Origin of the sequence: Paraburkholderia caballeronis (assembly GCF_900104845.1) — a bacterium.
Lineage (GTDB): Bacteria > Pseudomonadota > Gammaproteobacteria > Burkholderiales > Burkholderiaceae > Paraburkholderia > Paraburkholderia caballeronis.
Genome location: NZ_FNSR01000001.1, coordinates 2,509,719 through 2,528,082 on the forward strand (window position 1 = coordinate 2,509,719; position 18,364 = coordinate 2,528,082).

The 18,364-nt window shown below is 67.8% G+C and carries 20 protein-coding genes and 1 pseudogene; 11 read left to right on the top strand and 10 right to left on the bottom strand.

What is annotated here, in order from left to right; genetic code table 11:
* Positions 1-149 precede the first annotated feature (149 nt).
* Positions 150-1,052: a LysR family transcriptional regulator gene (locus BLV92_RS11165; protein WP_090544851.1), complete on the bottom strand. Its 903-nt coding sequence runs from the start codon at positions 1,050-1,052 to the stop codon at positions 150-152.
* Between the two features lie 418 nt (positions 1,053-1,470).
* Here BLV92_RS11165 and BLV92_RS11170 point away from each other — a divergent pair.
* A pseudogene (locus BLV92_RS11170) lies at positions 1,471-1,866 on the top strand (transposase); the annotation flags it as partial.
* Between the two features lie 277 nt (positions 1,867-2,143).
* Positions 2,144-2,398, top strand: coding sequence for a hypothetical protein (locus tag BLV92_RS11175; RefSeq protein ID WP_243842685.1), 255 nt, complete (start codon positions 2,144-2,146; stop codon positions 2,396-2,398).
* Positions 2,399-2,605: 207 nt separating this feature from the next.
* Here the strand turns inward: BLV92_RS11175 and BLV92_RS11180 are convergent, their stop codons facing one another.
* Positions 2,606-2,923, bottom strand: coding sequence for a hypothetical protein (locus BLV92_RS11180; RefSeq protein WP_090544856.1), 318 nt, complete (start codon positions 2,921-2,923; stop codon positions 2,606-2,608).
* A 259-nt stretch (positions 2,924-3,182) separates the two neighbouring features.
* On the opposite strand from BLV92_RS11180, the gene BLV92_RS11185 reads away from it, so the two are divergent.
* The 3 genes from BLV92_RS11185 (at position 3,183) to BLV92_RS11195 (ending at position 4,768) form a co-directional block, all read left to right on the top strand.
* A complete protein-coding gene (locus BLV92_RS11185; protein WP_090544858.1) occupies positions 3,183-3,923 on the top strand; it encodes a YdcF family protein in 741 nt (246 codons plus the stop codon).
* A 162-nt stretch (positions 3,924-4,085) separates the two neighbouring features.
* A complete protein-coding gene (locus tag BLV92_RS11190) occupies positions 4,086-4,304 on the top strand; it encodes a hypothetical protein (RefSeq protein ID WP_090547001.1) in 219 nt (72 codons plus the stop codon).
* 206 nt (positions 4,305-4,510) lie between these two features.
* Positions 4,511-4,768, top strand: coding sequence for a DNA-binding protein (locus BLV92_RS11195; RefSeq protein WP_090544860.1), 258 nt, complete (start codon positions 4,511-4,513; stop codon positions 4,766-4,768).
* Between the two features lie 132 nt (positions 4,769-4,900).
* On the opposite strand, the gene BLV92_RS11200 is transcribed toward BLV92_RS11195, so the two are convergent.
* Positions 4,901-5,191: a putative quinol monooxygenase gene (locus tag BLV92_RS11200; protein WP_090544862.1), complete on the bottom strand. Its 291-nt coding sequence runs from the start codon at positions 5,189-5,191 to the stop codon at positions 4,901-4,903.
* A 234-nt stretch (positions 5,192-5,425) separates the two neighbouring features.
* Between BLV92_RS11200 and BLV92_RS11205 the strand changes: the two genes are divergently transcribed.
* Complete coding sequence (locus BLV92_RS11205) at positions 5,426-6,703, top strand: sensor domain-containing phosphodiesterase (RefSeq protein WP_090544864.1); 1,278 nt, start codon at positions 5,426-5,428, stop codon at positions 6,701-6,703.
* 13 nt (positions 6,704-6,716) lie between these two features.
* Here BLV92_RS11205 and arfB read toward each other — a convergent pair whose 3' ends face one another.
* Positions 6,717-7,121 (bottom strand): alternative ribosome rescue aminoacyl-tRNA hydrolase ArfB, encoded by a 405-nt coding sequence (gene arfB, locus BLV92_RS11210; RefSeq protein ID WP_090544866.1) that lies wholly within the window; start codon positions 7,119-7,121, stop codon positions 6,717-6,719.
* Between the two features lie 247 nt (positions 7,122-7,368).
* Here arfB and BLV92_RS11215 point away from each other — a divergent pair, with 247 nt between their 5' ends.
* On the top strand, positions 7,369-8,010 hold the full coding sequence (locus tag BLV92_RS11215; RefSeq protein ID WP_090544868.1) for a VC0807 family protein: 642 nt from the start codon (positions 7,369-7,371) through the stop codon (positions 8,008-8,010).
* Positions 8,011-8,284: 274 nt separating this feature from the next.
* Positions 8,285-10,834 (top strand): FUSC family protein, encoded by a 2,550-nt coding sequence (locus tag BLV92_RS11220; protein WP_090544870.1) that lies wholly within the window; start codon positions 8,285-8,287, stop codon positions 10,832-10,834.
* A gap of 70 nt (positions 10,835-10,904) precedes the next feature.
* Here BLV92_RS11220 and BLV92_RS11225 read toward each other — a convergent pair whose 3' ends face one another.
* The 5 genes from BLV92_RS11225 to BLV92_RS11250 all read right to left on the bottom strand — a co-directional run bounded on the left by BLV92_RS11225 (position 10,905) and on the right by BLV92_RS11250 (position 13,776).
* On the bottom strand, positions 10,905-11,099 hold the full coding sequence (locus BLV92_RS11225) for a hypothetical protein (protein WP_090544872.1): 195 nt from the start codon (positions 11,097-11,099) through the stop codon (positions 10,905-10,907).
* Between the two features lie 182 nt (positions 11,100-11,281).
* Complete coding sequence (locus BLV92_RS11230; RefSeq protein WP_090544874.1) at positions 11,282-11,557, bottom strand: hypothetical protein; 276 nt, start codon at positions 11,555-11,557, stop codon at positions 11,282-11,284.
* Positions 11,558-12,014: 457 nt separating this feature from the next.
* Positions 12,015-12,659 (bottom strand): NAD(P)-dependent oxidoreductase, encoded by a 645-nt coding sequence (locus BLV92_RS11240; protein WP_090544878.1) that lies wholly within the window; start codon positions 12,657-12,659, stop codon positions 12,015-12,017.
* 114 nt (positions 12,660-12,773) lie between these two features.
* Positions 12,774-13,241 carry an Rrf2 family transcriptional regulator gene (locus BLV92_RS11245; protein WP_090544884.1) on the bottom strand — a complete coding sequence of 156 codons (468 nt, stop codon included), beginning with the start codon at positions 13,239-13,241 and terminating at the stop codon, positions 12,774-12,776.
* 67 nt (positions 13,242-13,308) lie between these two features.
* Entirely contained in the window at positions 13,309-13,776 is a 468-nt protein-coding gene (locus tag BLV92_RS11250; protein ID WP_243842686.1) for a BCAL1086 family glycoprotein, read from the bottom strand.
* A 201-nt stretch (positions 13,777-13,977) separates the two neighbouring features.
* Here BLV92_RS11250 and BLV92_RS11255 point away from each other — a divergent pair, with 201 nt between their 5' ends.
* Together BLV92_RS11255 and BLV92_RS11260 are read left to right on the top strand one after the other, a co-directional pair.
* A complete protein-coding gene (locus BLV92_RS11255; protein ID WP_090544888.1) occupies positions 13,978-14,559 on the top strand; it encodes a DJ-1/PfpI family protein in 582 nt (193 codons plus the stop codon).
* A 132-nt stretch (positions 14,560-14,691) separates the two neighbouring features.
* Entirely contained in the window at positions 14,692-15,021 is a 330-nt protein-coding gene (locus BLV92_RS11260) for a hypothetical protein (protein ID WP_090544890.1), read from the top strand.
* Between the two features lie 51 nt (positions 15,022-15,072).
* Here the strand turns inward: BLV92_RS11260 and BLV92_RS11265 are convergent, their stop codons facing one another.
* Positions 15,073-16,755: a sensor histidine kinase gene (locus tag BLV92_RS11265; protein WP_090544892.1), complete on the bottom strand. Its 1,683-nt coding sequence runs from the start codon at positions 16,753-16,755 to the stop codon at positions 15,073-15,075.
* 398 nt (positions 16,756-17,153) lie between these two features.
* Between BLV92_RS11265 and BLV92_RS11270 the strand changes: the two genes are divergently transcribed.
* Positions 17,154-18,356, top strand: coding sequence for an ammonium transporter (locus BLV92_RS11270; protein WP_090544894.1), 1,203 nt, complete (start codon positions 17,154-17,156; stop codon positions 18,354-18,356).
* Positions 18,357-18,364: the final 8 nt, after the last annotated feature.

An 18,364-nucleotide genomic window follows, 5' to 3' on the forward strand; every position in this document is an offset into this window, starting at 1 on the left:
ATCGGGGGAAAGCGGAAAAACCCGCAGTTTAGCGTGCAGCCGGCGCGATCTGCCCGCTCGCCGGTAGATTGCCGCGGCGTTCGCGCCGCACGCGATGCGATTCGCATCGCCGCCCGGTCACCGGCACCCGATCGGTCGGCCGTGCGACGTCAGCGCAGATCCTCCGTGCGTCTCGGCAACTGCCGGATCAACGCCCACACCGCCTCCGCGGCCGGCGACAGCGACCGGTCGCGCCGCCGCACCAGTTCGACCGTGCGTTCCGCGCGCGGCACGAGCGGCCGCGCGACCAGCGACGAGCCGGCCGGCAGCGGCAGCGCGAGCCACGGCAGCACGCTGATCCCGACGCCCGCCTCGACGAGCCCGTAAACGGTCGCCGGGTGCCCAAGCTCCTGAACCACGCGCGCGTGCACGCCCTGCTCGGTCATCACCGCGTCGATCAGCGGACGGCTGCCGGACGCGTGATCGAGCATCACCAGTTGCTCGCCGTCGAGATCCGTCCACGCGGCGTGTTCGCGCCCGGCAAGCGGATGGTCCGCGCGCACCACGACGCAAAACGAGTCCGACATCAGCGTCTCGGCCGCCAGGTCGTCGTCCACGAACGGGCCGATGATCACGCCGAAATCGACCTCGCCCGACCGGATCTTGCGGACGACGTCGCTCTGCACGTCGTCGCGCAGCCCGAGCGTCACATACGGAAACTGCCGCCCGCATTCGGCGACCACCTCCGGCATCAGCCGGCACGCGACGGTCGGGCTCGCCGCGACGACCACCCGGCCGCGCCGCTGCTCGCCGATCTCGCGCACTTCGCGCAGCGCATCGTCGAGGTCGGTCAGCAGACGCGTGAGCGTCGCGACCAGATTCGACCCCACATCGGTCAACTGAACCTCGCGCGTCGTCCGGTCGATCAGCTTGACCCCGATTTCCGTTTCCAGCTCGCGCACACACCGGCTGACCGCCGACTGCGTGAGCCCGATCTCGTCGCCCGCGCGGCTGAAGCTCTGCCGCCGCGCGACTTCGATGAACACCCGCAGTTGCCGCAACGTCACATTCATCCGCCGCCCTCATCAATAGCCCGTTTTGATGCAATTTTAAGACAACGTTTCAAGTCGACGGGGCCGTCCGGCGATTGTTCTCCGCCGTGCAGCAATCCTGCGCGAACGCACGGTCGGCGGGCCTGATTGCACAAGATTGGTGATTCACCCGATTTCCGCGAAACGCTTTTTCGAGTCTCATACGCCCCTGGCAAGAACCCGTGCGAGCTTGGTGCCAAGCGGCTTCGAGGGGATTGTGTGCGGGATGGCACACTTTCTGCATAGAGGTGAGCACAGGATCGACGCGACCGGTTCCGGACGGCATTCCGACCGGCAGTCCGATCCCGCCTGGCACCCACGACCATCCCGGCCGTGAGTGCGTGAAGAGTGCGCGGCGCGGGGCAGCGCACCGGAGTTAGCTTCGCTGAGGTGAAACATGATGCTGTTCGACGATTTGAGAGACAACGAGTGGGCGCTGGTCGAAGCGTTGTTCTGCGCGGAACCCGCGCGGAGCGAACGGCGCGGACGGCCTCGCGTCGAAGCGCGCGCGGTGGTCAACGCGGTACTCTGGGTGCTGTCGACCGGTGAAGGCTGGTCGAAGCTGCCCGGCCGGTATCCGTCGCCGCCGACCTGCCGGCGTCGGTTCGACGAATGGCAGGCGGATGGCACGCTTGCCGAAATAGTCAAACGCCTCAGTTCCAGCGGCCGCGAGATTTCGCTGCGCGGGCGCATCGGCGCGACCGCCACGAAGCCGCCGGCGCCGCCGAGCCGCGATCGTCTGCGCGGCGCGTTCTGGACCAATCCGGAGTCGTGGCGCGCGCCGGTCAAGATGGCCTGAGCGCACCGCGTCCGAACCGCATCGAGCCGGGCGCGCGCGCCGCGCCCGGTCTTTTCCTTCCGGATCGCTCTTCAGTCGATCCCGTTCTTCCGCCCCTCCGGTCCGGCTTGCCGCTGGTTCGGCGCAGCAGATTCCCTTCCGCCCCTCGCCCGCCTGCGGCGAAACATCTCTTTACCAATACTTACAGCGAAGCGTTCGCGTGCCGCGTTAACGTCGAACCATGTTCATTACAGTCAACGACCCGGCTTGACGGGAGGCCGCCGCCATGAAATCCATGAAACTGCTCGTGTGCGGCGTCATGGTTTCATTGACCGCTGTCGCCGCCTTCGGTCAGTCACCCTCGCCTCAGACGCCCAGCTGGCACACGAACGGTCCCGGCCGGCCGCTGTGGCCGCCCGCCGCCGGCCCGCATCCGCAGCCCGGCGCGAACGAAGCCGCGCCGAGAGGCGACCTGCGCGGCGACATCGCGAGCAATGCACGCACGCGCAATGCGCCGCCGCGCCAGGACAACGCGCCGAGACGGCGCTGAAACGATCCATTGAAATCGGCGGGAACCCGCGCCCTTCGAACCGGTCTACCCGAGTGCCATAGCACAGCGTGGCAAGAGTAATTCCGGTATGCCCGTATCCACCCGATACGGGCTTTTTTTGTGCCGCCCGAAACGACGCCGCCGCGCGACGCCGCCGCGAATCACGATGGGCGATCGGCGATGGGCGGCGCCGGACGTGCAATCAGGTCAGGGGCGAGCTTCGAGATCGGGCTGGCGGCTGACGCCGTCGGCCACATAATCGGCCACGCGGTGAGCGGACCATTGAAGCGAGCGTTCGTCGCGCTCCAGACGCGCGAGTTCGGCGCGGCCGCGCTCGGTCAGCACGGCGATATCGACCGGCGCATGAAAACCGGGCGCCGGCGCGACCGTGCGTTGCCGCACGGTGTCCATCAAACCGAGGCCACGCAGATATTCGAACACTCCGGGACGTCGCGCCCACGGGACCTGCCGATAGTGAACGCGTCGCAACGCTTCGAGTACCGCTTCGTTGGAATACGTGGTCATCTCACTTCTTTCTTAAAGCGCAGCCCTGCGACAATCCTGCCTGCGGCGGCACGTTGCCGGGGCGGCGGGAAGCCCGACCGATGGCCGGGGATCGCGCACCGTGCGACGCCCGCCGACGCGCGGCAGGGACTGCAGGTTGTTCCGGGCCCCGTGAAAACAGGCGGTGCCGTTTTCTCCACAGACGACGCGGCACCACGATTGCAGCGCAATGGGCGACGGCTGCTTTCACCGGAAAAACTGATACGTTACCCCATCTAAATTGATTCTATTCACTTTATTTGTGCTTTTTTTGGCGGTGTTCGCGTTATGGCGCCGCGGCCGCGCATTTGTCGCAGCATTGGCATTAGGGCTTTTCTGGCTGCTTTCTTCAGGATGGCTGACAGGCTTACTGCTCGATCTCGCCCAGCCCGATATCTATCGCAGTCCGTATGATCCGGCGAAACCTGCGCCGACGAACTTCGCTCCCCACACGACGATCGTGCTGCTCGGCGGCGGCACCACGTACGACGATGCAGGCCGGCTCGTGCCGAAGCGCGACGTGTACCCGCGCCTGTCCGCCACCGCTGCGCTGTACGCGCAATGCAGGCGGCAGAACGCGGAGTGCCGCGTGATCGTCAGCGGCGGCAATCCGCAACGGCACGAGGCGACCGAGGCCGATACGTACTTGCCTTATCTGCTGCGCAACCACCTCGCGCAGCGGGACCTCGTGCTCGAAAACAAAAGCCTGACCACCTACGAGAACGCGCGCAACGTTGCGCACATTATCGGCGGCTCATATGACGGCACGATGCTGCTCGTGACTTCCTCGTATCACCTGCGGCGCGCCATGCTCGACTTCCACCGCTTCGGCCTCGACCCGACGCCGGTCGTCGCCGCGGTACGCCACCCGGAGCGCGGATTGCTGCCACGCATGCAGAACCTCGCCTCCGCCGAACTCGCGCTGCACGAGTTGATCGGAATCGCACAATTTTATGTCTATCGCATGATCGGCTGGTTCTGAACGCGATACACCAGGCAATCAGATGTAACTAAAGGTAACTTGTCGCATTCTCCGTTATCCGATGTCATCTGGCGCGTATATTTGATCGTTAAAATGACTCGTGTCCTTACCGGTCGGAAAGGCACCGGCTGGGTCCATAAACCACTCCCGATGGAGGTCGTGATGAAAAAAATATCCCTGGCAGTCCTGGTTATGCTTTCCGCGCTGACGGGCGCCGCCTATGCGCAGACGGATGATTCGTCCGGCATCCGGATGAGCACCGATCCGCAGGTCGCCGCGAGCATCGAGCAGCATGCTCAGGACCTGCAGTCGCAACAACAGGAAGCTCCCACGCAGCAGCCGATGCATCGCGGCATGCATCACAGGAAGCACGCGAAGTAAGCCGGCGCGTCTCGCGCCTGCGCGTGAAAGAGCCGCCGCCGGGCGCACCGGCGGCGGCTCTTTTGTTTTGACGCGCCGCTTTCGCATCACACACCGCCGCCCGAAATGCGCCGGCCGGCAGCCATCGGCCGGCACACGCGGTATGCTAAAGTCGCGCACCTCGAAACGACCACCTACAGTGCGCCCTCGCGCGGAGAACAAACAGCATGAGCAACATCCAGCTCGACATCGAATGGACCGAAGCGGCATCCCGCAAGATCGAAAAGCTGATGCCGCGCGGCGGCCAGGACGCGTTCCTCGCGCTGCCGCCGGTCGAATGCCTGCCGATGGAAGGCGACGTGCTGTTCCTCGGGCCGGCCGGCAAGCAGCAGCCGTTCATCGTCGCGGAGCGCCAGTACCATCACGACGGCGACGCGGACTGGACGATCATCCTGATCCTCGACGTGCCCGACACGACTCATTAAGCCGGTTCATCGGGTCACCCCTTTAGGCCGACCCAGCAGCTCGACCCGGCAGGTCGAGCCGCCGATGCTGCCGCAACCAACCCGCACGCGTTCTCCCCGGCAGCGCAAAACCGCCGGAGAACACCAACGCGGTCAGGCGATCTTCCGCAGCACGCGGATCTCCGAATGCTCGACCAGTTCGATCGAGTACGCGCGCCACGTCGCGATATGCTCGGAGCGTGCATGCGCGGCAAGCGCCTCCTCGCTCTCCCACCGCTCGACGAACACGAACCGGCGCGGCTCGGCCAGATCGTGATGCAGCTCGTACTGCAGCACGCCCGACTCGCGCCGCGTCGGCTCGATCAGCGCCTGAAGCGCCTGCTGCAACTGCGCCTCGCAACCCGGCTTCGCCACCGAAATCGCCACCACCGCCACTTCCGCCATGCCGTCACTCCGTTCGTCTGATCTAAACGGACGAGCATAGCCGTGCCGCGCCGATCGTGCACGCGCTCATTCGAGCCGGACGAGCAGCGCCCCGCGATTGCCCTTACACTCTGACGGAAGGCGACGTGCGAACGCGCTCGACAGCCGCCTGACGCCGCCCGTCCGTTTCGTCTGTTCCGACCGTTCGTTCCTGCATGTCCGCGCCGCGTGTCGCGCGGGCGTCCGACCGCCGCCATGTCCACTGCCCACGCAGGCCCGCCTGCCGACCTGTTGCAGCATCTCGAACAGCACCCCGGCGGCTGGCGGGCGCGCTGGCGCGGCCATACGCTGTACAGCGCGTTCCAGCCGGTGCTGTCGATCACGCATCAACGCATCGTCGGTTACGAGGCGCTGCTGCGCGCGACCGATTCGAACGGCGCGAACGTCGGCCCCTCGACGCTGTTCGACCTCGTGCCGCACACCGACACCGCGCCGCTCGACCTGCTCGCACGCTGCCTGCACATGGCAAACTTCGTCGAACAGCGGATCGACACCGGCTGGCTATTCCTCAACACGCTGCCGCGGATGGTCGACGGCAGCTACGTGAACCGGGACGCGACCGAGGCGCTGTGCGCGCATTTCGGCTTTCCACCCGGCCGCGTCGTGATCGAGGTACTGGAGCAGCGCGCGGGCGGCGAGCAGCCGTCGTTCATGGAAGCGCGCCCGGCACAGGGCTCGCGTCCGTTCCTCGTTGCGCTCGACGACTTCGGCGCCGGCTTCTCGAACTTCGACCGCGTGTGGCGCTACCGGCCGGACATCGTGAAGCTCGACCGCTCGCTCGTGCAGCGCGCAGCCGGTCCGCATACCGCGGCGTCGTTCATCACGAACCTCGTGTCGATCCTTCATCACGCGGGGACGATGGTGCTCGCGGAAGGCGTCGAGACCGAGCACGAACTGATGGTGCTGATGCAGGCCGACGTCGATCTGGTGCAGGGTTTCTGGTTCGGGCTGCCGGACCCGTCGGTGCAGGACGCGAGCGCCGGCGTGCCCGCGCTCGTGCGTACGATGTGGCGGCGCTTCGCGTCGTACGTGAGCGAGACGCAACAGCGCGAGCAACTGGACATCGGCGACCTGACGCGGGCGATGCTCGACGGCGCGCACGTGCTCGCGTCGACCGGCAGCGTCGGACAGGCCGCGCAGGCGCTGTTCCGGACGACCCGCTCGCTGCGCGTGTTCGCCACCGACGAGCACGGCGAGCAATACGAGCCGTCGGTCGCCGCGCCGCATACGCACACCCCGCCGCGCCTCGCGCCGCTGTTCCCGGACGTCCACTGCAACTGGTCGCGCCGCGAATATTTCCTGCGCGCGATTTCAGCGCCGGGCCGCGTGTCGGTGACAGGCCCGCACTACTCGATGACCGACGGCAAGCTGTGCTACACGGCCGCGATCGCGATCGACACCGCGGACGGCATGAAGGTGCTGTGCGCGGACTTCCCGTTCGGCGCCGGACCCGCGACGACGCCGTCCGCGTGAGCGCCGCGCGCGCTCATTCGACGACCCGGCCGCGCCCCGCCTTCACGTCGGCGCGCCGCGTTTTCGTGTCGAGCCGCCGCAGGTTCGACGCGCGTGTCGGCCGCGTCGGCACCCGCGCCTTGCGCGTGACGCTCACGCTGTCGATCAGTTCGTCGAGCCGTGCAAGCGCCGCCGCGCGGTTCTGCTCCTGGGTCCGGTATTCCTGCGACTTGATGACGACGACGCCCTCGCGCGTCACGCGCCGGTCGTGCAGCGCGAGCAACCGCTTCTTCAGCACGTCGGGCAGCGACGACGCGTGAATGTCGAAGCGCAGATGGATCGCGCTCGACACCTTGTTCACGTTCTGCCCGCCCGCGCCCTGCGCGCGGACGGCGGAGAGTTCGATTTCGTGCGGAGGAATCGGATAACGGTCGGTCATGGCGCAAATGGCGCAAGGTCAGGCTCGGAAGCCGAGAGTGTCGCACGGACCGCGCGGCCGGTCACGATGGCCGTCCGGCCGACGTTCCGCGCGCCGCGCAGCCGCCCGTTACGATGCGTCGGGCATGCGCCGTGCTGATGCCCGAAGGCGGCGCGCCGCGGGCAAATGCGTTGGCCATCCGGCCAGTTTGCCGATCCGCGGGGCATCGACGATACTTCGAACAAACCTCTGTGGAGCGCACCAGAACATGAAACTGCGTCCGGCGTTCATAGCGGAACTCGCGGTCAACCTGCTGCTGCCGTGGGTCGCGTACCGTCTCGCGCTGCCGCGCTGGGGCGACGGCGGCGGGCTGATCGCATCGGCCGTGCCGCCGGCCGTCTGGAGCATCGTGGGGCTGGTGCGCTTTCGCCGCGTCGACGCGCTCAGCGCGACCGTGCTGCTCGGCATCGCGCTGTCGCTCGGCGCGATGGCGTTCGGCGGCGGCCCGCGCGTGCTGCTGATGCGCGAATCGCTCGCGTCGGGCGTGATCGGCGTCGTGTTCCTGCTGTCGCTCGTCACGAAGCGGCCGCTGGTGTTCTACCTCGCGCGGGCGACCGTCGCGCGCGAAACCCCCGAAGGCGTCGCGCGCTTCGAACTGCTGTGGCAGGAGCGGCGCGAGTTCGCATCCGCGATGCGGGTGCTGACCGCCGTCTGGGGCATCGGGCTCGTCGGCGAAACCGCGGTACGCGGCTGGCTCGCGACGACGTGGCCGGTCGAGCGTTTCCTCGTCGTGTCGCCGCTGCTCGGCTACGGCCTGTTCGGCGCGCTGATGGCATGGACGCTGTGGTATCGCACGCGGATACGGCGCATCGGCGGCACGCACGGATTGCTCGGCGACGCGACGATCTGACCGGTTCATACACGGCCTCGCGCGGCGGGCATGACAGGCCGCGCGAGGCCGCCCACGTCGCTCGACGCGGCATCTGTTCAGGACAGCGATCGTCACCGCGCATCGCCTTTCGATGCGCACTCGCACCCGCGCCGCACGGCGACAGGCGCGCTGTTCCGCGATCCCATCGCTTACCCTGATCCGCCGGCGCCGACGCCCGGAGCGCGCGCAAAATCAGTTAGACTCACCGGCAATCTGCGGCGCCCCGCCCGTTTCCGAACCACTCCGGCAGTCGATGCGCTATTCGGTCGAAATCAGGAAATTCCTCTATAGCCAGTACTTCTACGGCGGCCTGCGCATAGCAGTCGGCATCTCGCTACCCGCCGTGTTGTGCCTGTTCGTGTTCGATCGCACCGAACTCGCGTTCACGATCTCGACCGGCGCGCTCGGCGCATGCGCGGTGGACATGCCCGGCCCGCTGAAGTACAAGCGCAACGAAATGCTCGCGTGCGCGGTGATCGGCTTCCTGTCCGCGTTCGCGACCGGACTCGCGACGGTCAACGCGTTCACGCTGTGGTGCGCGGTCGTGCCGCTGACGTTCGTGCTGTCGCTGATCGTCGTGTACGGCAACCGCTGGCCGCAGATCAGCTTCGCGACGCTGTTCATGATGGTGATGACGCTCGAAGAGCACTTCACGCCAATGGAGGCGCTCGTCAACGCGGCGTGGATCCTCGTCGGCGGGCTGTGGTACGCGGGCTGGTCCACGTTCGTGAGCCGCCTGATGGTGAACCGCATCGAGCAGCAGGCGCTCGCCGAGAGCGTGTTCGCGTGCGCCGACTATCTGCTCGCGCGCGCGCAGTTCTTCGACCTCGACAACGACCTCGACGACTGTTATCGCAATCTGGTCGCGAAGCAGATCGCGGCAGTCGAGCGCCAGGACGCCGCGCGCGACATCGTGCTGCGCAACCTGCCGAGGCTGCGCCGCGACCATCCCGACTCGCGCCGCGCGATGCACTTCAACCTGTTCATCAACACGGTCGATCTGCACGAGCTGTTCGTCGGCGCGCACACCGACTATCCGCTGGTGCGCAACACGTTCGGCGGCTCGGACCTGCTGGTGTTCTATCGCGACCTGATCCGCAAGGCGGCCGCCGACCTGGAGGACATCGGCCTCGCGGTGCTGCAGAACCGCGCGCCGCGCGCGAGCGTGAACGTGAAGGCCGAGCTGCGCGCGATCGAATACGAACTGGAACTGCTGCGCGCGAACGGGCTGCCGCAGAAGGACCCCGAAGCGTATGCGGCGATCTCGGCGTCGTTCCGGCGCATCTGGAGCGCGACGCGGCTGATCGAGAAGATGCGCCGCAGCCTCGCGACCGAAACGCCGACGACCGAAACCGAACTGCGCATCGACGAGGCGCTGCAGCGTTTCGTGTCGAGCCGGCGCGTGCCGTTCATGCAGATCTTCTCGAACCTGACGATGGCGTCGCCGAGCTTCCGCCACGCGCTGCGCGTGACGATCGCGGTCGCGGTCGGCTTCTGGCTCGGGCGGCTGCTGCCGCTGACGAACGCATACTGGATCGTGATGACCAGCGTCATCATCCTGAAGCCCGGTTATTCGCTGACGCGCCAGCGCAACGCGCAGCGGATCGTCGGCACGATGATCGGCTGCGCGGCGAGCATCGCGCTGATCCTGTTCGTGAAGCACCCGCTGATCCTGATCGTGTCGATGTTCGCCGCGATGGTGATGAGCTACAGCCTGCTGCTGTTCAACTACACCGCGAGCGTCGTGTTCACGTCTGCCTACGTGCTGATCATGTTCCACCTGCTCGCGCCGGGCAGCATGCGGATCATCGGCGAACGGGCGATCGACACGGTGATCGGCTGCATGATCGCGATCGGCGCGAGCCATCTGTTCCCGTACTGGGAATACCGGCTGATGGGCAAGCTGGTGCAGAACATGATCGCGGCGACCCGGCAGTATCTGGAAGCGAGCTGGAACTGGGGCGCGCGCACGGCCGCAAGCAGCGCCGCCGTCGCGAGCCGGCTCGTCACCGAGGCCGGCGCGCGCGTGCCGGCGGTCGCGATGGCGACGTCCGCGCCTTCGGGCGGCGGTGCTGCGGCCGCGCGCGGCGACGCATCGGCGGCGGCCGGCCCGCGCGGCGCGGCGGTGCCGCCGCCGCGCACCGCCGCCACCGCTGCCGTTACCAATGCCGATGCAAGCGGCACGGAAGCCTCGGTCGCCGAAGCGCCGGCCCCGTCGCCTGCCCCGCCCGGCCCCGCCGCGACGCCGGTGGCGACGGGCCAGCCGGTCGCGGCGGTCGGCGCGAAAACGACCGCGCAGTCGAACCCGGCACTCGATCGCGACTTCCGCTACCGGCTCGCGCGCAAGAACGTGCACGTCGCATTCGCGAATCTCGGCCAGGCGTTCCAGCGGATGATGCTGGAGCCGAAGTCCGCGCAGAAGTTCGTACCGGAGCTGAACGACCTGCTGATCCGCAGCCACGTGCTCGCGTCGCAGATCACCGCCGCCGCGCCGCTGCTGCGCGGCCCGGTGCGCCAGGAAAACGGGCTGTCGCTCGACGCGCTGGAGCGCGCACTGTCATGCGTGCGCGAGAACCTGACGGCCGCCGAAGCCGGCACGCCCGCGCCCGCGGACCACGCGGAGATCACGAAGAAGCTGACGCGTGATCTCGACACGATGGTCGTCGAGGCGGAGCGTACGCTCGGACCGGCCGCCGAAGCCGCGCAGGACCTGAAGCTGCTCGCGCATCAATGCAAGCAGATGCTGACCGCGTCGTGGTTGATCCGCAAGGACGCGGGCATCATCCGGCTGCCCGACGAATAAGCGTGGAGTCAGCGCGCTCACGCGTGCATCGCATGTAATACGCGAGGCCGCCGTCGAATAACCGTTGAATCTATTGCGCGGCGCTCGCGCCCGACGGACTCGTCGCGCTCGCGGCCGCTGCGCTCGCGGCGGCCGCATTCGTCTGGTCGTATTCGCGTTTGTCGCGAATCGCATTGAACAGCACCGTGCCGATCACGAGCAGCACGGCTACCACGATGAACACGCCGACGCCGAACGTGGGGTCCTTCCTGCGAGGTTCGTTCATGGATCAGGCCTGGTGTCGAAGAAGGACGGGCGAAGCGGGCATTCTACGCCCGGGTGGCTTGCATACGGCTAACACGGCTGCGGGTTGCAGTGCGATTCGCGATGGACGATTTACGCGAGCCGCCCACGCAGCGGCAGCGCATTCGTGCTGCGTCGCCATACACCAACCCCGCTCCGATGCCCTCACGCAACCGGCGCGCCGCCCGCCGTCTGATACAGTTCGTTGCCGGCCGCGCGCAGGCGGCCGGCCCAGTAATGCAGCGGACTGCCGCCGCGCCTCGCGCTGACCTCGATCGACGCGAGGCCCGACGCGATCGCGCCCAGCAGCCCCGATGCACCCGCCGCGCCAGCCGTGGCCGACGCCGGAAGCGGCGCGGCCCGCTGCGACGTCGAGCGCAGCCTCTTCAACGGCGACACGAGCGCATTGCGTTGACGGGTGTTGTCGAGCGTCGCGATCACGCTGTCGAGCGCGCGAATTCGGCGTCGCTCGCGGGCGACGGCGCGGACGCTGGTTCGGAAGCCGAAGCATTCGACTCGGGAGCCGGCACACCGGTAGTCAGGCTCTGCGACGCCAGCAGCACCGGCGCGCTGTTGTCCGACGCGGCACGCGGCCAGCAGGCCGCGCAGAACACGAACAGAAAACAGACGCACGACGCGAGCGGGACACACCACGACTGCAACGACTACCGCAACCGCAGCGATCCGCGCGGGGACCGGCTGCGTGTCGCGCTTGCTGGCCGCATGCCCGCGTCGTCCCATTACGAATGGGCCAGTTCAGCTTGCGCTCCAGTGTAGCCGCTGTCCGCTGCCCGAGCACGCGCCGTTGCGCAACAGAATGTCAACGGATCGGATCATGTCGCGCGGCATCCCGCGCCGCGCCTCGCGACGATCGTCGTGTGCCGCATCGCGTCGCGCATCAGTACGCGACGGTCGCAAGCTGGCGAACGAAGCGGCCCTGCTCCAGTTCGTCGACGAACGCGATCGCGTAGTCTTCGGCCGAGATGCGGCTGTCGCCGTTCGCATCGGCGAGCAACGCGTTCGCGCCGGTGCGGAACTGGCCGGTGCGCTCGCCCGGCGCGATGATCGCGGCCGGCGCGAAAACGGTCCAGTCGAGATCGTCGACCGTGCGGATGGAGCGGAACGCCTCGCGATGCGCAAGCGCAGTCGGCTTGTACGCGTCCGGGAATCCGTCGGTATCCACCAGTTGTTTGCCCGGCGCGACTTCGAGCGACCCCGCGCCGCCGACCGTGACGACGCGCTTCAACCCCGCCGCGCGCACACCGTCGAGGAGCGCACGGGTTGCGACGTCGAGATCCGCGAGCCGATCCTGCGGCGGCGCATACGCGCTCGCCACCACGTCGTGCCCGCGCACCGCGTCCGCGACGCCCTTCGCGTCGAGCAGGTCGGCCTTCGCCGCGCGAACCTTCGCCGCAGCGGCGACGCGCTCCGGATGGCGGACGAGCGCCGTGACCTCGTGGCCGCGCCGCGCGGCTTCCGCGGCGATCCGCGAACCGATCATGCCGGTCGCGCCAAACAGGGCGATTTTCAGTGCGTTGCTCATAACGTGACTCCTGTTTCGTTTTATGTAACCAATTCAGTTACATATTAGGGGAAAGAAAACGGGGCAATCGATACCCCGTCGCTATAGGTGCGCCGCTCTGGGTGCGCCGTAACGTCAGCCGCGCTTCGCTTCGCGCGCGTGACGACCGCGTTCGCGCCTGCGTTCGGTGCGCACGACGTCGTCGGTCACGCCGGCCAGCGTGCGCGCGGCCAGCGACGCTTCCATCGCCTGCTGCGCGTCGTCGATCACGCCGCGCAACACGCTCTGGATGTTGCGTCCGACCATGCACGCCGGGTTCGGTTCCTCGCGATGCAGCGCGAAAAGCCGCGCGTCATCCACGGCCCGATAGACGTCGAGCAGCGTGATCGCGGCCGGCTCGCGCGCCAGCAGCGCACCGCCGCCCGCGCCGAGCTGCGACGTCGTGAGGCCCGCATCCGCGAGCATCGACAGCAGGCGGCGAATCAATGCGGGATTCGTGTTCACGCTGCCCGCGATGACGTCCGACGACAGCGGCACGCCGTCCTGCTGCGACAGCAGCGCCAGCACGTGAACCGCAAACGCAAACCGGCTACTCGTATTCACTGCCGCACCCGTGCACCCGAAAGTGTAATCATCTTAGTTACATTAATCGCGACCGTCAACATGGGGGTCACTCGCCATTGCCGGAAGCCGCCGGCGCGGACGCCGCCGCGGTGCCGCTCGCCCATTGCTGCAACGCGCGGCCGGCGGCCTGCAAGCCGGTGCCGGTCGTCGCGGCCGCGTGGCCGAGCAGCGCGTTCGCCGAGCTTGCCGCGTCGCGCCACTGCCCTTTCGCGGCCGACGCGAGTTCGGCCGCCGACGCGCCCGCCGGCTGCGACGCCGCGTTGTCGAGATGGCGTTGCGCGCCCGCGCGCGCCGCATCGACCTGCTGGTTCACGAAGCTCGCCGCCTGGTCGAGCTTCTGCGTTGCCTGCTGCGTGGCGCGCTGCGCTGCGTCCTGCGCGGCCTGACGGAGCGCGTCGGCGGACTGCCGCGCCGCATCGGCGGGCGGCGTGTCGTGCTTCTCGCAGCCGGCGACGAGCGCCGCGCACACGAGCAACGGCAGCACGCCGCGCGAGAGTCGGACATTCTGAAACATGGTCATTCTCCAGGAGGGACCGCGATGCGCACGGCCCGCACGAACGAAAACGCCGCCATGATACGCGGCGGCGTGCGGCCGGCGCAGCTACCTGTCCGTGTCGTCCGTCGTTTCGGCGCGCCGTTGCAGAACCGTCAACGGGACGGAGTAGACTGCGTGAGCATCCGACGTGTGTTCCCTTTCCCCTCCTGGAGACTCGCAATGGCTGTCAAGAAGATCCTGTTTCTGACCGGCGACTTCGCCGAAGACTACGAAACGATGGTGCCGTTCCAGGCGCTGCAGGCGGTCGGCCATCGGGTCGACGCGGTCTGTCCGGGCAAGAAGGCCGGCGAGCGCATAAAGACCGCGATCCACGACTTCGAGGGCGACCAGACCTATAGCGAAAAACCCGGCCACCAGTTCACGCTGAACGCGACGTTCGACGACATCGACCCGGCCAGCTACGACGCGCTCGCGATCGCGGGCGGCCGCGCGCCCGAATATCTGCGGCTCGATCCGAAGGTGATCGAACTGGTCCGCTACTTCGCGAACGCGCGGAAGCCGATCGCCGCGATCTGCCATGCGGCGCAACTGCTCGCGGCGGCCGAGGTGATCCGCGGCAAGCGCATCTCCGCATATCCGGCGTGCGCGCCCGAAGTGCGGCTCGCGGGCGGCGAATACGCGGACATCGCGATCGACGACGCGGTGACCGACGCGCCGTTCGTGACCGCGCCCGCATGGCCCGCGCATCCGGCGTGGCTGAAGCAGTTCCTCGCCTTGCTCGGCACGCGCATCGAGCCGTGATCCATCGCGCCACGCGCGCCCACGTACTTTCCGGAAGCCGGTGCAAGACCCGCACCGGTTTCGGAATCCTCTGATTCAGTCTCCGTCGCCGCATTCCTAAAGTTGCGCATTCGCCTTATGGAGTGCGTGTCGATGGAGTTGACTGACTGGATCATCGTTCTCGCGATCGCGTTGATATTGGTCGCGTTCTTCTGTACCCGCCATACGGCCAGCCGCTCGCTGACGGACCGCGCGCGCCATGCGCGCGGCACGCGTCTGCTCGTGCAGGCGACCATCGCGTTATGGGCCGCGCTGATGACCGTCGAGCGCAGCCTCACGTCGCCGGGCGGCGTGCCGTTCGGGCTGAACCTGCGGCCGCACGTGGCGCTCGCGGCCGCCGCGCTGTTCGCGTGCGCGGGTTGCCTGTGGTCGATCCGCGGCCGTCAGTTGCTCAAGCAACGGCGCATGTTCGGCACGTGGTAGCCGCGCTTCTTTCACACACTTCTTCCACGCGCTTCTTTCATGCCGTCTGCTTCATTCGCGCCCGACACGCATGTCGTCGTCCGACGGTCCCGGCCGTTGCGCAGTGCCGGACACATTGTTGACCGTATCGCCGTCCGCGCCGGTTAACACCACTGCCGCCATCTCCGGCAGCGTCAGATAAAACGTCGATCCGACGCCTTCGGCCGACTCTACCCACACGCGGCCGCCGTGCCGCTCGACCACGCGCCGCACCAGCGCGAGCCCGATGCCCTCGCCCGGCGCGATGTCGCCGTGCATCCGCTGGAACGCATGAAAGAGCCGCGGCAACGCCACGTGCGGAATGCCGAGGCCATTGTCGGCGACGAAGAACGTCCGCAGCGGCTCGCCGGGCGACGCGGGCCGCACGCCGACTTCCACGTGGCCGTTGCGCGCCGGGTCCAGATAGTTGAGCGCGTTGCCGATCAGATTCGCGAACACCTGTTCGAGCGCGGTCGGATCGCCCCACACCGCTGGCAGCGTGCCGACGACCAGATGCGCGCGCCGCGCGCGAACCGTCGCGTGCATCGCGTCGATCACCCGCTGCACGAGTTCCTGCACGTCCACGCGCTGATGCCGGTATTCGACGCGGCCGACGCGCGCGAGCCGCAGCAGCGCGTCGATGATGTGCGACGCGCGCAGCACCGCGCTTTGCAGATAACGCAGCGCCTCGGCAATGTCGTCGTTGATCAGCCGCTCGATGCGCGAGCGCGCATCCGGCGCGAGCGACGAATGCGCGACGAGCGAACGCAGGTCCGCGCAAGCGTGCGTCAGTTCCTTCGAAAAACCCTGTAGCGTGACGAGCGGCGAGCGCAGATCGTGCGACACGCTATGCACGAACATCTCGTTCTCCTGCGTCTGCTGGCGCAGCGTCTCGTTGGTGCGCGCGAGTTGTTCCGCGCGCCGCGCGAGATCGGTTTCGTAGCCGACCCGCATCCGGTCCGCCTCGATCAGCCGCCGGCTGGTCTCGTGCAGCGTGCGGTCCAGTTCCGCGATTTCGTCCGCGCCGCCGACGAGCGGCGTCAGCGGTTCGTTGCCCGCGAGCCGCGCCGCGTTGTCCGACAGCAGCGCGAGCCGCCCGCGCACGCCGCGAATGAACAGCGACACGAGCAGCACGACCAGCACGATCGAGCCGACCACGGCGATCACGATCAGCGCGCGCTGCCGCGTGCGCGCGGCCTCGGCGGCGGCGGTGCGCAGCACGTCGAGCCGCCGCTCCTCGACCTGAAACGCCGTGACTTGCGCGCGCACGCGGTCGAGCACGTCGTAGTCGGATAGTTCGCGGAAGCGGTCGAGCACGTCGTCGCGCCGGCCCGCATGCAGCAGCGTCTCGATCTGCCCGGCCCATGCGCGGTAGCCCTGCACCGCCGTGCGGATCTGGCCGGCGCGCTCGACCTGGCCGGGATTGTCGGCCACCAGTTCGACCAGGTGGTCGATCCGCCGGTCGGCGTCGGTCCATGTGGACGGCGGCGTCGAGAAACGCGTGTCGTTCGACGCGACCGCGCCGCGCAGCCGCACTGCGTTGACCAGCACCGGGTCGAGCACCAGCGCGACCTGCGCGAGCACGTTCTGGCTATGCTGCGCCCAGCGCTGCGCATCCTCCGCGTCGGCCTGCGCCTTCACGATGCCCGACAGCAGCGTCAGTTCGAACACCGCGGGAATCGCGATCAGCAACAGCCCTTTGGTCGTGAGTCGCATGCGTGGGGATCGTCGCGGCAGGGGGTCGGAAGGTCCGGACATTATGTCGGCGTTTGCGGCGCGCGTGTTCGCAGACGTTCGCGTGGCGCGGGGGCGGTCCGGAGGCCGACGCTGACTTGGGATTTACGCCGTCAGGCTGGATCGAAAGCAAATCACAGGATTACGCCCTTAATTGGCGCAACAAATCACCGATAAAGAGCGTTCGCACCTCGGATGTGCTTTTACCTCCCCACTCAGCTACGCCACACCGGTTCACAAATTGGGTGTCAAAACCCATCCAAGTGCATTCACGCACCGTCCGGACGCCTGTCCGACCGACATTTTCACCGGGTTGGCGCATCGCTGGCCCGCATTTTGCTCCTCATGCGCCTTTTTTGAGCAAACGGCAGGACGCAAGGATGGACACTCTCAAGACCGGCACCGACACGTTTTTTCTGCTGCTCGGCGCGGCGATGGTGCTCGCGATGCACGCGGGTTTCGCGTTCCTCGAACTCGGGACCGTGCGCAAGAAGAATCAGGTCAACGCGCTCGTGAAGATCCTCGTGGACTTCTCCGTGTCGACGATCGCGTATTTCTTCATCGGCTACACGATCGCGTACGGCGTGCAGTTCTTCTCGACCGCCGACGTGCTGGCCGAGCACAACGGCTACGCGCTGGTCCGCTTCTTCTTCCTGCTGACGTTCGCGGCGGCGATCCCGGCGATCGTGTCGGGCGGCATCGCCGAGCGCTCGAAGTTCAACCCGCAACTGTTCGCGACGTTCGTGATCGTCGGCTTCATCTATCCGTTCTTCGAGGGCATCGTGTGGAACGGCCGGTTCGGCGTGCAGGCGACGCTCACGCAATGGTTCGGCGTGCCGTTCCACGACTTCGCGGGTTCGGTCGTCGTGCACGCGTTCGGCGGCTGGATCGCGCTGCCGGCGGTGCTGCTGCTCGGCGCGCGCCACGGCCGCTACACGCGCGACGGCCGGGTCGCCGCGCACCCGCCGTCGAACATCCCGTTCCTCGCGCTCGGCGCATGGGTGCTCGCGGTCGGCTGGTTCGGCTTCAACGTGATGAGCGCGCAGACCATCGACAAGGTCAGCGGCCTCGTCGCGGTGAACTCGCTGATGGCGATGGTCGGCGGCACGCTCGCCGCGTGGCTCGCGGGCCGCAACGACCCGGGCTTCACGTACAACGGGCCGCTCGCGGGCCTGGTGGCCGTATGCGCGGGCTCCGACGTGATGCACCCGCTCGGCGCGCTCGTGACCGGCGCGGTCGCCGGCGTGCTGTTCGTCTACATGTTCACCTGCGTGCAGAACCGCTGGCGCATCGACGACGTGCTCGGCGTATGGCCGCTGCACGGCCTGTGCGGCGCGTGGGGCGGCCTCGCGGCCGGCATCTTCGGCATCCGCGCGCTCGGCGGGCTCGGCGGCGTGTCGTTCGGCGCGCAGGTGATCGGCACGGTCGGCGGCATCGCGATCGCGACGCTCGGCGGCACGATCGTCTACGGCGCGCTGCGCGCGACGGTCGGGCTGCGAATCGACCAGGAGCGCGAGTACAACGGCGCGGACCTGTCGATCCACAAGATCACCGCGACGCCGGAGCGCGAAACCGCGGTGTGACGGAAGCC